The sequence below is a fragment of the Streptomyces sp. CRN 30 genome, assembly GCF_034105845.1.
The window spans coordinates 1-14,633 of sequence record NZ_JAVRHI010000375.1; the positions used below are offsets into that span (position 1 = coordinate 1).

Annotated in this window: 14 protein-coding genes; 8 read left to right on the forward strand and 6 right to left on the reverse strand. The window is 73.8% G+C overall.

What is annotated here, in order from left to right:
* Positions 1-128 precede the first annotated feature (128 nt).
* From UW392_RS39840 to UW392_RS39850, 3 genes are all read left to right on the forward strand, one after another.
* Positions 129-938 carry a class F sortase gene (locus UW392_RS39840; RefSeq protein WP_320780141.1) on the forward strand — a complete coding sequence of 270 codons (810 nt, stop codon included), beginning with the start codon at positions 129-131 and terminating at the stop codon, positions 936-938.
* Positions 939-1,066: 128 nt separating this feature from the next.
* Complete coding sequence (locus tag UW392_RS39845) at positions 1,067-2,455, forward strand: aldehyde dehydrogenase family protein (RefSeq protein ID WP_320780142.1); 1,389 nt, start codon at positions 1,067-1,069, stop codon at positions 2,453-2,455.
* Positions 2,456-2,490: 35 nt separating this feature from the next.
* Positions 2,491-3,594, forward strand: coding sequence for a Zn-dependent alcohol dehydrogenase (locus tag UW392_RS39850; protein WP_320780143.1), 1,104 nt, complete (start codon positions 2,491-2,493; stop codon positions 3,592-3,594).
* 63 nt (positions 3,595-3,657) lie between these two features.
* Here the strand turns inward: UW392_RS39850 and UW392_RS39855 are convergent, their stop codons facing one another.
* The gene (locus tag UW392_RS39855; RefSeq protein WP_320780144.1) at positions 3,658-4,299 is read right to left on the reverse strand and encodes a TetR/AcrR family transcriptional regulator; all 642 of its coding nucleotides are present in this window, start codon (positions 4,297-4,299) and stop codon (positions 3,658-3,660) included.
* Positions 4,300-4,394: 95 nt separating this feature from the next.
* Here UW392_RS39855 and UW392_RS39860 point away from each other — a divergent pair, with 95 nt between their 5' ends.
* The 3 genes from UW392_RS39860 (at position 4,395) to UW392_RS39870 (ending at position 6,612) form a co-directional block, all read left to right on the forward strand.
* Positions 4,395-5,546, forward strand: a complete 1,152-nt coding sequence (locus tag UW392_RS39860) for an acyl-CoA dehydrogenase family protein (RefSeq protein WP_320780145.1) — start codon at positions 4,395-4,397, stop codon at positions 5,544-5,546.
* A gap of 60 nt (positions 5,547-5,606) precedes the next feature.
* On the forward strand, positions 5,607-5,897 hold the full coding sequence (locus tag UW392_RS39865; RefSeq protein WP_320780146.1) for a YiaA/YiaB family inner membrane protein: 291 nt from the start codon (positions 5,607-5,609) through the stop codon (positions 5,895-5,897).
* Positions 5,898-5,976: 79 nt separating this feature from the next.
* Positions 5,977-6,612: a TetR/AcrR family transcriptional regulator gene (locus tag UW392_RS39870; protein WP_320780147.1), complete on the forward strand. Its 636-nt coding sequence runs from the start codon at positions 5,977-5,979 to the stop codon at positions 6,610-6,612.
* Here the strand turns inward: UW392_RS39870 and UW392_RS39875 are convergent.
* Positions 6,603-7,067 carry a MaoC family dehydratase gene (locus UW392_RS39875; RefSeq protein WP_320780148.1) on the reverse strand — a complete coding sequence of 155 codons (465 nt, stop codon included), beginning with the start codon at positions 7,065-7,067 and terminating at the stop codon, positions 6,603-6,605. The two genes, UW392_RS39870 and UW392_RS39875, sit on opposite strands and share 10 nt — an antisense overlap.
* A 109-nt stretch (positions 7,068-7,176) precedes the next feature.
* Here UW392_RS39875 and soxR point away from each other — a divergent pair, with 109 nt between their 5' ends.
* Entirely contained in the window at positions 7,177-7,704 is a 528-nt protein-coding gene (gene soxR, locus UW392_RS39880) for a redox-sensitive transcriptional activator SoxR (protein WP_320780149.1), read from the forward strand.
* 16 nt (positions 7,705-7,720) lie between these two features.
* Here soxR and UW392_RS39885 read toward each other — a convergent pair whose 3' ends face one another.
* The 3 genes from UW392_RS39885 to UW392_RS39895 all read right to left on the reverse strand — a co-directional run bounded on the left by UW392_RS39885 (position 7,721) and on the right by UW392_RS39895 (position 10,102).
* The gene (locus UW392_RS39885; RefSeq protein ID WP_320780150.1) at positions 7,721-8,788 is read right to left on the reverse strand and encodes an RNA ligase (ATP); all 1,068 of its coding nucleotides are present in this window, start codon (positions 8,786-8,788) and stop codon (positions 7,721-7,723) included.
* Positions 8,789-8,924: 136 nt separating this feature from the next.
* Positions 8,925-9,326 carry a 3-keto-5-aminohexanoate cleavage protein gene (locus UW392_RS67130; protein WP_414497060.1) on the reverse strand — a complete coding sequence of 134 codons (402 nt, stop codon included), beginning with the start codon at positions 9,324-9,326 and terminating at the stop codon, positions 8,925-8,927.
* A 173-nt stretch (positions 9,327-9,499) separates the two neighbouring features.
* Positions 9,500-10,102 (reverse strand): hypothetical protein, encoded by a 603-nt coding sequence (locus UW392_RS39895; protein WP_320780151.1) that lies wholly within the window; start codon positions 10,100-10,102, stop codon positions 9,500-9,502.
* 296 nt (positions 10,103-10,398) lie between these two features.
* Here UW392_RS39895 and UW392_RS39900 point away from each other — a divergent pair, with 296 nt between their 5' ends.
* Positions 10,399-13,257, forward strand: a complete 2,859-nt coding sequence (locus UW392_RS39900; RefSeq protein ID WP_320780152.1) for a penicillin acylase family protein — start codon at positions 10,399-10,401, stop codon at positions 13,255-13,257.
* A gap of 38 nt (positions 13,258-13,295) precedes the next feature.
* On the opposite strand, the gene UW392_RS39905 is transcribed toward UW392_RS39900, so the two are convergent.
* Positions 13,296-14,609, reverse strand: coding sequence for a serine-threonine protein kinase (locus tag UW392_RS39905; protein WP_320780153.1), 1,314 nt, complete (start codon positions 14,607-14,609; stop codon positions 13,296-13,298).
* Between the last annotated feature and the right edge of the window lie 24 nt (positions 14,610-14,633).

Genomic DNA, 14,633 nt, shown 5'->3' on the forward strand with positions numbered 1-14,633 from the left:
CCACGGCGGCCCGCCCGCCGGTGGCGGCGGTCTCGCGCGGGACTTCTCGACGGTCGCGGGCGCGGCGGCCGTCGGTTCCGCCGCGATCGGCGGCGCGATGTACCTCCGGACGCGCCGCCGCCGCGCCGATGGCGCTGCGTAGAGGCGTCCAGCGGTTCCGGCCGCGGACGCGCGCCTACCGCCTGGCGAGGACGGCCGTGATGGCCGTCTCGCTGGTGGTGGGCGGCTTCTGGTGGGCCCACGACGACGAAGCCGCCGAGCCCGCCGAGGTGGCCGGGGTGCGCACCGACGCGCGTGGTGCGGGGGCACCACGCGCGTCGGAGTCCCCGCGGACCGTCCCCGCCCCCTCGGACCCCGTCCCGTCCACGCCCGCCCCCTCGCTCTCCACCCGCCCGGCCCCCGCTCCGTCCGCACCGGCTTCCCGGCAGCCGTCCGCTCCGGCCACCCGTTCTCCGGCGCCGGTCGCGCCGCGTCCGCTGCCGCCCTCCCGGGCGGTCCGCGTCGACATCCCGCACCTCGAGATCGAGGCGCCCGTCACCGGCCTCCGCCTCGACGAGCGGCGCCGGCTGCCCGCCCCCGACCAGGGCAGACCCGAACTGGTCGGCTGGTACGAGCAGGGCCCGGCGCCCGGCGGCCCCGGCACCGCGGTCGTCGTCGGCCACCGCGACACCCGCAGGGGGCCCGCCGTCTTCGCGGCGCTCGGTGCCGTCGAGCCCGGCCACGTCGTGGAGGTGCGACGCGCGGACGGGCGCACCGCCGTCTACACGGTGGACACGGTCCGGACGTACCAGAAGGACGGTTTCCCGAACGAGGAGGTGTACGGCCCCCGGGGCCGCCCGGAGCTGCGGGTGATCACCTGTGGCGGCGACTACGACCGCAGGAGCGGCTACGACAGCAACATCGTGGTCTTCGCGCACCTCACGGCGGTCAGGGGGTAGCGCGCGGGTGACGTCCGGCACTCCCGGCCGCCGTCGGGGGCGGTGACGTGCCGGCCCCTCTGGTGGCAGAAAACTATCGCCGCTAGTTTAGGGGCCCGGACGACGCTGCCCGCCCCGGGAGGGACAGGATGAAGGCACACGACGGCATGTACATCGACGGCGCCTGGCGGCCCGCCGCCCAGGCGGACACGATCGAGGTGGTGAACCCCGCCGACGAGCAGGTGATCGCCCGGGTGCCGGCGGGCACGGTGGAGGACGTCGACGCCGCCGTACGGGCCGCGCGCGCCGCCCTCCCCGCCTGGGCCGCCACCCCGCCCGCCGGACGGGGCGCCGTCATCGGGGCCCTGCGCGACGTGCTCGCCGCCCGCCTGGACGAGATCGCCGAGACCGTCACGGCCGAACTGGGCTGCCCGCTCGCCTTCTCACGGAAGGTGCAGGTGGGGCTGCCCCTCCTGGTGGCCGGCGCGTACGCCGAACTGGCCGCGACGTACGCCTTCGAGGAACGGGTCGGCAACTCCACCGTCCTGCACGAGCCGGTCGGCGTGGTCGCCGCGATCACGCCCTGGAACTACCCGCTGCACCAGATCGTCGCCAAGGCCGCCGCCGCGCTCGCCGCGGGCTGCACGGTCGTCCTCAAGCCCGCCGAGGACACCCCGCTGACCGCGCAGCTCTTCGCCGAGGCCGCCGACGAGGCGGGCGTCCCGGCCGGTGTCCTCAACCTCGTCACCGGCCTCGGCCCGGTCGCGGGCCAGGCCCTCGCCGCCCACGAGGGCGTGGATCTGGTCTCCTTCACCGGCTCCACGGCGGTCGGCCGACGCATCGGCGCGACGGCCGGCGCGGCCGTCAAGCGGGTGGCCCTGGAGCTCGGCGGCAAGTCCGCCAACGTGATCCTGCCCAGCGCGGACCTCGACCGGGCGGTCAACGTCGGCGTCGCCAACGTCATGTCCAACTCCGGCCAGACCTGCAGCGCCTGGACCCGCATGCTGGTGCACACCTCGCGGTACGAGGAGGCGGTCGGACTCGCCGCCGCTGCCGCCGCGAAGTACGGCGACCGCATCGGCCCCCTCGTCAACGCCCGGCAGCGGGACCGGGTGCGCGGGTACATCGAGAAGGGGGTCGAGGAGGGGGCGCGGCTGGTCGCGGGCGGCCCGGAGGCCCCGTACGAGCAGGGCTACCACGTCAGCCCGACCGTCCTCGCGGACGTGACACCGGAGATGAGCGTCGCTCAGGAGGAGATCTTCGGCCCGGTGCTCTCGATCCTCCGCTACGAGGACAAGGACGACGCCGTGGCGATCGCCAACGGCACGGTGTACGGGCTCGCGGGCGCCGTGTGGGCGGGGGAGGAGGCGGAGGCGGTGGCCTTCGCACGCCGGCTGGACACCGGGCAGGTGGACATCAACGGAGGGCGCTTCAACCCCCTGGCGCCCTTCGGCGGGTACAAGCAGTCGGGCGTCGGACGCGAACTGGGCGCGTACGGGCTCTCCGAGTACCTCCAGACCAAGTCCCTGCAGTTCTGAGCCGAGACCTGTCGAGTTCCGAGGAGCCGTACGCCATGGACACCACGGGAACCGTGGTCCGCGCCGCCGTCCTGCCCGCCGTCGGCGCTGAGCTGGAGATCACCGGCATCGAACTGCCCGCGCCCGGTCCCGGCCGGGTCCGCGTCCGGCTGGCCGCCGCCGGGGTCTGCCACTCCGACCTGTCGCTGTCCGACGGGACCATGCGGCTGCCGGTACCCGCCGTGCTCGGCCACGAGGGCGCCGGCACCGTCGTCGCCGTCGGGCCCGGTGTCACCCATGTCGCGCCGGGCGACGCGGTCGTGCTCAACTGGGCGCCCGCGTGCGGCGCGTGCCACGCCTGCGGGCTCGGCGAGGTGTGGCTGTGCGCCAACGCCCTCGCCGGAGCCTCGGACATCCACGCGCGCCGTGCCTCCGACGGCCTCGGCCTCCACCCCGGCCTGAACGTCGCCGCCTTCGCGGAGGAGACGGTCGTCGTGGCCGGCTGCGTGCTCCCCGCGCCGGAGGGCGTCCCGCTCACCGACGCGGCCCTGCTCGGCTGCGCCGTCCTCACCGGGTACGGCGCCGTGCACCACGCGGCGAAGGTCCGGCCCGGCGAGACGGTCGCGGTGTTCGGCGCCGGCGGGGTCGGCCTGGCCGCGCTCCAGTCGGCGCGCGTGGCGGGCGCGTCCCGCCTGATAGCGGTGGACGTCTCCCCGGAGAAGGAGGAACTGGCCCGCGCCGCGGGCGCCACCGACTACGTCGTCGCGTCCGACGCCACGGCCCGCGACATCCGCGCCCTCACCGGCCGGCAGGGCGTCGACGTCGCCGTCGAGTGCGTGGGCCGCGCGGTCACCATCCGCACGGCCTGGGAGTCCACCCGGCGCGGCGGCCGCACCACGGTCGTCGGCATCGGCGGCAAGGACCAGCAGGTCACCTTCAACGCCCTGGAGATCTTCCACTGGGGCCGCACGCTCGCGGGCTGCGTCTACGGCAACTGCGACCCGGCGCGGGACCTCCCCGTCCTCGCCACCCACGTCCGGGAGGGCCGGCTCGACCTGGGCACCCTCGTCACGGAGCGGATCGCGCTGGAGGGCGTCCCGGCGGCCTTCGCGCGCATGCGCGCGGGCAGGGGAGGACGGGCGCTGGTGGTCTTCCAGTAGGTCGCGCGCGCCCACGGACGCTCCGGCGCCCGCCGAACCGTCCCACGCGGTCGGCCGCACCCGCTACGCGGTCGGCCGCACCTGTGCGTACTGCTGCGCCAGCCCGTCCAGCAGCGCCGTCAGTCCGGTCTCGAAGGCCCGTTCGTCGATCTTCTCCTGCCGGTCGGCGAGGAGGTGGGCCTGGCCGAGGTGGGGGTAGTCGGCGGGGTCGTACGCCGCCTCGTCGTCGACGAAGCCGCCCGCGAAGGAGCCGAGGGCGGAGCCCATGACGAAGTAGCGCATCAGGGCGCCGATGGAGGTGGCCCGGTCCGGGGGCCAGCCCGCCTTGACCAGGGCGCCGAAGACGGCGTCGGCGACGCGCAGGCCGGCCGGGCGGCGGCCGGGACCGCGGGCGAGGACGGGCACGATGTTCGGGTGGTCGCGCAGGGCCGCCCGGTAGGAGAGGGCCCAGTCGTGCAGCGCCGTCCGCCAGTCCCGGCCGTCCTCGAACATCGACAGGTCGACCCGCGCGCTCACCGAGTCCGCCACCGCCTCCAGGATCTCGTCCTTGGTGCGGAAGTGGTTGTAGAGGGACGGGCCGCTGACGCCCAGTTCGGCGGCGAGACGGCGGGTGGAGAGTGCCGCCAGGCCCTCCGCGTCCACCAGCCGCCCCGCCACGGAGACGATCCGGTCGGTGCTCAGCAGGGGCTTGCGCGGTCGGGCCATGGCGCACATAGTAGGGCTGCGACGTAAAACTAGCAGTGGTAGTTTCGGGGCTGTGCCCGATGACGGTCCGGCGATGGGTGACGGGGTGACATGCGGTGAACCTTGAGCTCAGCGAGGAGCAGCTCGCCGTCCGGCGGCTGGCCCGGGACTTCGTCGAGGGCGAGATCGCCCCGCACGTCGTCGAGTGGGACCGGGCGGAGGCCGTCGACCGCTCCCTGGTGGAGAAGCTCGGCGAGGTCGGCTTCCTCGGGCTCACGATCGACGAGGCGTACGGCGGCTCGGGCGGCGACCACCTCACGTACTGCCTGGTGACCGAGGAGCTCGGGCGCGGTGACTCCGCCGTGCGCGGCATCGTCTCCGTCTCGCTGGGCCTGGTCGCCAAGACCGTCGCCGCCTGGGGCGACGAGGAGCAGAAGCGGCGCTGGCTGCCCGGACTCACGTCGGGGGAGTACCTGGGGTGCTTCGCCCTCACCGAACCCGGTACGGGATCCGACGCGGGGTCCCTGACCACCCGGGCCGTGCGGGACGGGGACTCGTACGTGATCGACGGCGCCAAGATGTTCATCACCAACGGCACCTGGGCCGACGTCGTGCTGCTCTTCGCGCGGTCCACCGACGCCCCCGGGCACCGGGGCGTCTCCGCCTTCCTGGTGCCCGCGGACACCCCCGGGCTGACCCGCCGGACGGTGCACGGCAAGCTCGGGCTGCGCGGGCAGGCCACCGCCGAACTGGTCCTGGAGGGGGTGCGGGTACCCGCGAGCGCCCTGCTGGGGCCCGAGGGCAAGGGGTTCGCCGTCGCCATGTCCGCGCTGGCCAAGGGGCGCATGTCGGTGGCGGCGGGATGCGTCGGCATCGCGCAGGCCGCGCTGGACGCCGCCGTGGCGTACGCGACCGAGCGCGAGCAGTTCGGGAGAACCATCGCCCACCACCAGCTCGTCCAGGAGCTGCTCAGCGACATCGCCGTGGACGTCGACGCGGCACGGCTGCTGACCTGGCGCGTCGCCGACCTCGTCGACCGGGGGCAGCCCTTCGCCACCGAGTCGAGCAAGGCCAAGCTGTTCGCCTCCGAGGCCGCCGTGCGCGCCGCGAACAACGCACTCCAGGTCTTCGGCGGATACGGCTACATCGACGAGTACCCGGTGGGGAAACTGCTGCGGGACGCCCGGGTGATGACCCTGTACGAGGGCACCAGCCAGATCCAGAAGCTCGTCATCGGGCGGGCGCTGACCGGGGTGCCGGCGTTCTGAGTAGCCGCGTGAGTACCTGTGCGGATGCCCTTCCGGCCGTGTCGGCCGATTCTTTCCCGCATGAGTGAGACACCGGTCAAAGAGCAGTCCACGGCCGCCTTCTACGGGCAGGCCGTCGCCTCGTTCGCCATCGCCATGGTGGCCACCGCCGTCGGCATCTTCCGGCTGGAGGCCGACGCCTGGGTGCGGGCCTTCCTGGCCATCGCCGTGCTGTACCTCGTGACCTCGTCCTTCACCCTCGCCAAGGTGATCCGCGACCGGCAGGAGGCGGGCCGCATCGTCAGCCGCGTCGACCAGGCCCGGCTGGAGAAGCTCCTCGCCGAGCACGACCCCTTCGCGGAGAGGATCTGAGGCGGCGGGAACGCGCTAAGCGGTTGCTCACCTCGGGGGGTATGGTGTTCCTCCTGCCACGGGAAGGGGCGAACGAGCGATGAGTACGGCGGAGGAGACGGCCGGCGGCGAGCCCCAGCCGTGGGGCGCGGTCACCCCGGACGCGGCCCGGAGGCTGCTCGTCGCCGCGGTGGAGGCGTTCGCCGAGCGCGGATACCACGCGACCACGACCCGCGACATCGCGGGCCGCGCGGGCATGAGCCCGGCCGCGCTCTACATCCACTACCGGACCAAGGAAGAGCTGCTGCACCGCATCAGCCGCATCGGGCACGAGAAGGCGCTCGAGGTGCTGCGGACGGCCGCCGGGAGCGGGGGGACCGCGACCGAGCGGCTCGCCGAGGCGGTACGGTCCTTCGTCCGCTGGCACGCCGGGCAGCACACGGTCGCGCGGGTCGTGCAGTACGAGCTGGACGCCCTCGGGCCGGACGCGCGCGCCGAGATCGTGGCGCTGCGGCGGCGCAACGACTCGACCGTGCGCGAGATCATCGAGGACGGCGTCGCGGCCGGCGAGTTCGACGTGCCCGACGTGAAGGGCACCACGCTGGCCGTGCTGTCGCTCTGCATCGACGTGGCCCGCTGGTTCAACGTGAACGGCCCCCGCACCCCCGACGAGGTCGGCGCGCTCTACGCCGACCTCGTGTTGCGGATGGTCGGGGCCAAAGGCGCTCAGAAGTAGTAGCGCGTCACCGCCTCCGCGGCGCACACCGGCTTCTCGCCGCCCTCGCGCTCGACGGTCACCGCGGCCGTGACCTGCACCCCGCCGTCCTTCACCGTCGTGACCTCCGTGAGGACGGCGGTGGCGCGCAGCCGGGAGCCCACCGGCACCGGGGCGGGGAAGCGGACCTTGTTGCTGCCGTAGTTGACGCCCAGCCGCACGCCCTCCACCCGGAACACCTGCGGCACCAGCAGGGGCAGCAGCGACAGGGTCAGGTAACCGTGCGCGATGGTTCCGCCGAACGGGCCCGTGGCGGCCTTCTCCGGGTCCACGTGGATCCACTGGTGGTCACCGGTGGCGTCGGCGAAGAGGTCGACGCGCTCCTGGCCGATCTCCAGCCAGTCGCTGTGCCCCAGCTGCTCGCCCACCCCTGCCTTCAGTTCGTCGGCGGAGGTGAAGATCCTCGGCTCTGCCATGTCCCGTCCTCCCGCAGCGTCTCAGCGATTCTCGTGCCTAAGCAACTGCTTAGCATGGTGGGACGGCGACCCCCCTGTCAACGGACAGGCGGTCGGTAGGCTCTGCCGGATGCCCCAGATCCCCGAGAAAGTCCACGAGTTGACCGTCGGCCAGCTGTCCGCCCGCAGCGGCGCCGCCGTCTCCGCCCTGCACTTCTACGAGTCCAAGGGACTGATCAGCAGCCGCCGCACCAGCGGCAACCAGCGCCGCTACACCCGTGACGCGCTGCGCCGCGTGGCCTTCGTACGGGCCGCGCAGCGCGTCGGCATCCCCCTCGCCACGATCCGCGAGGCCCTCGCCGAGCTCCCCGAGGAACGCACCCCGACCCGGGAGGACTGGGCCCGGCTGTCCGAGACCTGGCGGTCCGAGCTGGACGAGCGGATCAGGCAGCTCAACCGGCTGCGCGACCACCTCACCGACTGCATCGGCTGCGGCTGCCTCTCCCTGGAGGGCTGCGTGCTCTCCAACCCCGACGACGCCTTCGGCGAACGCCGCAGCGGCTCCCGCCTGCTGGTGGAACGCGCCCCGGCCCGCCGGAGGCCACAGGTGCCGGCCGTCGGGACGGACCGGGAGGTGGACTGCGGGAACGGCTGCTGAGCGGTTCCCGGGGGCCTCACTCGTACTCCGTGCCGCCCTTCCGCGTCAGGTACGCCGGGCTGACCGCCTTCGCGATGGCCCGGCCGCCGGTCACCGGGCTGTGGCGCTCGGTGGCCGGCCGGATCACCACGCCCTCCCGCAGGTGCAGTCCGCGGCCCGACACCGTCTCCCGGCCCGTGGCGTGTTCGAAGATGCGGTCGACGTCGTACGGGCCCTCGTACAGCCGTGGAACGAGCGGCAGGCGGCCCGTCAGCAGCCCGGCCGGGTCCAGCCAGCGCACCCGGCCGTCGATCTCGGCGGACACGTCGAAGACGGCGTAACCCGGCGTGTCCCGGCGGCCGTCGGCCCCGTAGGTCAGGTCCTGCACCCCGGCGCCGTACACCTCGGCGAAGATCCCGACCCGGCGCGCGCCGAGCCGCCCGGCGAGCTCGGCCGCCACCTCGGCCGCGCCGTGGGCGCGCACGGCGCGCCAGTACAGGTTCCGCGGATCCTCCTTCAGCGCCAGCGATCTGCCGCCGAAGCCCTTCGAGGAGACGTGCACCCGGTCCTCGTCGGCGACGTAGGTCAGCAGGCAGGCCGAGCCGTGCAGCTTCTCGGTCAGGACGACCGGCTCGCCGGCGGCGAAGAGGTCCGGGTAGCGCTGGATGTTCTCGATGTCGGCCCAGGGCAGCAGGTCGGGCGCGAGCTCGGCCTCCCCGCTCATGGTGGGCGGGACCGGCGGTACCCACTTGGTGATGCCGAGCACCTCGGCGAAGTCGGTGCCGTCCGCCGCCGCCCGCACCAGGTCGACGTCCGCGAGGGCCTTCGGACGGCACACGATGCCCTGCGACAGCTCGCCCCGCAGCCGGATCGCCCTGACCCGGTCCGCGGTGCCGCCCGCGAGGCGGCCCGTCAGGCCCAGCTCCTCGATGAGCGCGGGCGGCAGCACCGACTGCTCCGGTATGTAGACGGCCGTCTCGCCGGTGCGGTACGCGCCCTTCGCCACCACGGCGCGGTACAGGCCCACCTGGGCCAGCTCCAGCGCGTCGGCGTTCGGGTGCTCGTGGACGGTCAGGGTCTCGGCGGTGACGCGCAGCGTCGACATCGGGGCTCCTCGGCGGCTCGGTCGTGCCTCATCGCCCCCAACTGTCGTGACGGAAAGGCGCTGGAGCGACCGGAATCCGCCCTGCTACGGTCCTGCGGTACCGGGTTCCTCGGTTCCCGCCTTCGACTCGGGACCGCTACGACGTGCGGCGCCGGCACCGTCCGTACCGGACCAGGCCCTCCGCCACCAGCCGCGCATGGGACCCCGCCGACCGTCCGGCAGGAACAGCGTGTCCTCCGGGCCGATGCGGGTGTCGAGGCCGCAGCGACCCCTTCCGCGCCCGCCTCGTGCCTCCCCCGAGTTCTGCCGCCAGGGTCTCCGCGCCGCAGGGGGTCCTGGGGTGCACGTGCACCTCCGACGCCCCGGCCGCGACCGCCCGTGCCGCCGAGTCGGCCATGTCCCCGGGCGACAGGGGCACCGCCGCGTCGTCGCCCGCGCCCCGGTCCCCGTTGAGGCACACCTGCATCATGCCCATGCCCATGCCCCTGCCCGTGCTCCGGCGTGACACGCCGCGCGTCCAGGCACGGGGGTGCGGCATCCCCGGCGCACCCCCGCCGCACGGTACGGTGGTTCACCCCCTGGCGTCACCGCCGGTGTCGAGAGCGCGACCGTGCTCGGCGCTCCCGGCCCTCGGGCCGCCAGGGCGCTCGGCTTGTCGCCTGCTGAGCAGGGACCCCCCATGGTCTCCCGACACCGCAGTGCTCCTTCGGCTCAGGCCGGCACGAGCATCCTTCCGCGCCTGGCGTCCGCCAGGGCCTCGGGTGTCAGCACGGGGCGCGGCACCACGATGCCGCACTCCGCGCAGACCGGGCCCGACGAGGGTTCGTGGGCCAGGTCGTACTTCCAGACGAGGTGCTTGCCCTCGCACACCGGGCAGACCACGCCCGGCTCGCGCTCCAGCGCGGAGATCAGCCGGCGCAGTACGTCGGCCAGTGGTCCACCGGGGTGGACCCGCGGATCGTCGCACCACGCGACCCCGAATCCGCCCCAGGTCAGCCGGTGCCAGTCGTCCACGCTGCCCGGCCTGCGCAGTCCGTCGTGCTTCTCCTTCTTGCGGCGCTGCGCGAACTGCTCCTCGTACGCGAGCCAGACGGAGCGGGCCTCCTCCAGCTCCTCCAGTGCGGCCACGAGCCGCGCCGGATCGGGGGAACGGTCCTCGGGACCGAACCCGGCCCGGGAGCACAAGTGGTCCCAGGTCGCCCGATGCCCATAGGGGGCGAACCTCTCAAGGCACTTGCGCAGTGAATAGCGCCGCAGTGCCAGATCGCTCCTCGGATCGCGCACCTGTCTCGCCAGACTCCGGAATCCGGCCATCGCCCTGCACCTCCGTCACACCTGCACCTGTATTTGCACCTGTACTTCGGTCACTTCGGCGTCGTCGTACGGACGTCGCCGAATAGACGTATCGACGCGCGATTCGGCTCCATCCGATTTCGGATGACATCCATAAGGCATACGTCGAGCGGTTCTCGGCCGGTCCTCCCCGTGCCACCGGGAACGTCCGGCTCCGGCGGGCCGGCCGCACCTCCCGGAAACTTGACGCATGTTCATCTCCAAACTCGGGGATACCGGCGGTAACGTCCGGCCCACCCCCGTCGGGAGGAGCTGTCATGCACTGGCGCACCCCATGCACCGCCCTCGACAGACTGAGAACTCCCCGCCGATTCCAGGAGTTCCTCAAGGCGGCCTCCGTATGCGTCCTCGTCGCGGGACTTCTGGTCCCGCTGTCCCCGGCCGCGGCGGCCGCCCCGCGCTCCTCCGGCGCCGCAGCGGCCACGGCCGCCGGAGAGTCCGCCGAGGGAGCCGGGAACTCCGTCACCGCCGCCGAGGCGGCGGTCGAGGACCACTGCGGCGGCCGGTGCTCCGAGATCCTGCCGCCCGGCCAGAACGGCAACGCCACCCTCGCCGAGATCCTCCTCCACCAGGTCTTCGGCACCCGGCCCGGGCACGCGGGCGACCGGCTCGGCCCGTACGCGAACCTCGCCACCGGCTACCCCGCGCTGACCGACGCGAAGATCGGCGAGTTCTTCGACGACGCCTCCTTCGGCGTCCCCGCCGGCCAGGTCGCCTCCACCCTGAGGCCGGCCGGCCGCACGGACGTCACGATCGTCCGCGACAAGCGCAACGGCGTACCGCACATCACCGGCACCACCCGCTACGGCACCGAGTTCGGAGCGGGCTGGGCGGCCGCCCAGGACCGGCTGTGGCTGATGGACGTCTTCCGGCACGTGGGCCGCGGCAAGCTGACCCCGTTCGCCGGCGGCGACCCCGCCAACCAGGGCCTGGAGCAGCAGTTCTGGCGCAACGCGCCCTACACCGAGGCCGACCTCCAGGCGCAGATCGACCGCGTCTTCGAGACCAACGGCGCCCGCGGCGAGCAGGCCCTCGCCGACGCGAACGCCTACCTCGACGGCATCAACGCCTACATCGACGCCGCCGACCGCGCCCGGAACTTCCCCGGCGAGTACGTCCTGACCGGCCACAAGGACTCGATCACCAACGCCGGCACCATCGAACACTTCGAGCTGACCGACCTGGTGGCGCTCGCCTCCGTCATCGGCGCGCTGTTCGGCTCCGGGGGCGGCGGCGAGGTGAACAACGCGCTCTCGCTGCTGGCCGCCCAGCAGAAGTACGGCGTGGCGGAGGGCACCCGGGTGTGGGAGTCCTTCCGGATGCGCAACGACCCCGAGGCCGTCCTCACCGTCCACGACGGCAGCTTCCCGTACGCGACCCGCCCCGACAACCCGCAGGGCGCGGCCCTGCCCGACCCCGGCTCGGTGACAAGTGAGCCGCTCGTCCACGACCGCACCGGCAGCGCCACCGGCACCACGGCCACCGGCGCCTCGGACGCGGCGGCGGCGAGCGCCCTCACCTCGGCCCGGCGCGGCATGTCCAACGCCCTCGTGGTGAGCGGCGAGCACACCGCGAGCGGTCACCCGATCGCCGTCTTCGGCCCGCAGACCGGCTACTTCGCGCCCCAGCTGCTCCTGCTGCAGGAGCTCCAGGGGCCGGGCATCAGCGCCCGCGGCGCCTCCTTCGCGGGCCTGAGCATGTACGTCGAACTGGGCCGCGGCCAGGACTACGCCTGGAGCGCCACCACCTCCGGCCAGGACGTCATCGACGCGTACGCGGTCGAACTCTGCCAGGACGACCACCACTACCTGTACCGCGGCACCTGCACCCCGATGGAGAGGATCGAGCAGACCAACAGCTGGAAGCCGACCGTCGCCGACTCCACCGCGGCGGGCTCCTACCGCATGCAGGTGTGGCGCACCAAGTACGGCCCGGTGACCCACCGCGCGACCGTCGGCGGCAGACAGGTCGCCTACACCGCCCTGCGCTCCTCCTACCTCCGCGAGGTCGACTCGGTGATCGGCTTCCAGATGCTCAACGACCCCGGGTACGTGACCGGCCCGCAGACCTTCCAGCAGGCCACGCAGCACATCAACTACACCTTCAACTGGTTCTACGCCGACTCCGAGCACACCGCCTACTACAACAGCGGCGACAACCCCGTACGCGCCACGGGGGTCGACGCCGAGTTCCCCGCGTGGGCGCGCCCGGCGTACGAATGGCGCGGCTGGGACCCGGAGACCAACACCGCCGCGTACACCCCGCCCGCCGAGCACCCGAACTCCATCGACCAGGACTACTACGTCTCCTGGAACAACAAACAGGCCGCCGGGTACACCGCGGCGCCCTGGGGCAACGGCTCCGTCCACCGCGGCGACCTGCTCGACGACCGGGTGCGGGAACTGGTGGACGGGGGCGGGGTGACCAGGGCCTCGCTGGTGAAGGCGATGGCCGAGGCCGGACTCGCCGACCTGCGGGCCGAGCAGGTGCTGCCGAAGCTGTTGCAGGTACTGGACAGCGCGCCGGTCACCGATCCCGCGGTCGCCGGGGCGGTGACGAAGCTGAAGGACTGGGTGGCGGCGGGCGCGCTGCGCGCGGAGACGTCGGCGGGGTCGAAGCGGTACGCCCACGCCGACGCGATCCGCGTCCTGGACGCCTGGTGGCCGCTGCTGGTGAAGGCCCAGTTCGAACCGGGCCTCGGCAGCGGCCTCCACGCGGCGATCACCGCGAACCTCCCGGTCGACGAGACCCCGTCGGCCGCGCACGGCCCGACCGGCGCGCACGCCGGCAGCGCCTTCCAGTACGGCTGGTGGAGCTATGTCGACAAGGACGTGCGGGCGGTCCTGGGTGAGCAGGTGCGGGGTCCCCTGGCCCGGACGTACTGCGGCGGCGGCACCCTCGCCGGCTGCCGGGACGTCCTGACCGGCTCCCTGAAGCAGGCGGCCGGCCGGACGGCGGCCCAGGTGTACCCGGGCGACGACGGCTGCTCCGCCGGGGACCAGTGGTGCGCCGACTCGATCGTCCACCGGCCGCTGGGCGGCATCACCCACGGGAGGATCGGCTGGCAGAACCGGCCGACGTACCAGCAGGTCGTGGAGTTCACGTCACACCGCTGACCAGCAGTGGGTGACCGGCGGCGGGTGCCGGCGGCGGGTCAGCCGACGCGGCCCGCCGCCAGCACCACCCGCGCCAGCTCCCGGTGGCAGATGTCGCTGTGCGCGCCGGCCGGCGGGCCGCCGCGCCGCACCACCGCCGCCGCGTCCACGTTCACGCAGCCGGACGTGGGCAGGCGCAGCCCGATCGCGTCCGCCAGCCCGAGGGCGACGGTGTCGGGCACCGCCCGCACCCCGTCGTACCCGAGCGCACCCCACTTGGCGCCCAGCAGGCCGCCCGTGCCCAGACCCGTGAGGGAGCGGAAGTCGCCCGCCATGCGGGAGGCCAGCGGGTAGAACGTGCCGAGCGCCGAGTCGTGGCGGGAGTGACAGCACACCAGGGGACCGTCGATACGGTTCTGCTGGCCGTGCAGCACCCCGCCGGCCCGGCTGTCGTGCGGCACCCGCGCGGCGAACGCGTAGTGCGAGAAGGCCCCCTGGAGCAGCGTCACCCCCTTCACGGTGTGCACCCCCCGGGGCAGCCCGCGCAGCGCGAACGACACCAGCCGCGCCCCGAAGCTGTGCCCCACCAGGTGCACCCGCACGTTCGGTGCCGCCTGCGCGAGCTGTCCCACGGCCCGCCCGAGCCCGCGCTCGCCGACGGTCCCCGCCCGCCGTTTCATCGTGAAGTACGAGGCCTGGCGCAGCAGTTCGTGCGCCCCGTCCCACAGCCGCGGCGGCCCGGCGGCACGGACGCCCGCCGCGGACTCGGCCTCGGCGAGCGCCCCGGCGAACTCGCCGCAGACCGACAGGGTGTCCCCGAACAGCATCTCGGGGTCCCCCTGCGGCACGCCCCCGGCGTCGATGTCCGCCGCGAACGCGGCCTGCGGGCCCTGCGGCCGCACCTCCACCAGGAGCCGTACGAGCCGGCCGAACTCGTCCAGCGCCCCCGCGTCGTCCGGCCGCTGGTCGAGCAGCCGGGCGAGCTGCTCGACGACCGTGGCCCGCCCCGGGAACGCCTCCAGGAGCGCGTGCCGGCTGCCCTTGTCGAGCGAGGGGCGCGCGGGCGGCGCCGCCCGCGCCGGACCGAAGTCGGGGGCGGCCTCGTCCGCGAACCGCATCGAGGGCCACAGCACCCCCACGTATCCCAGGGGCGCCCGCGGTGCGAGGGCGGGGAACGGTTCGAAGAACCGGTTGCAGAGCCGGAGGGCCTGCACGCGGTCGTTGTTCCAGCCGTGCGCGAAGACGACCAGGTCGCGCACGCCCGCCCGGACGATCCGGGTGAGCAGCCGGTCCCGCTGACGGTCGTCCACGTCTCCGTCCGCGTCGAACGCCAGCTCCCAGCAGGGAGGGGCGCCCATGCCCGCATCCGCCATGTCGAGCCCCCTTCGGCCCGGTAC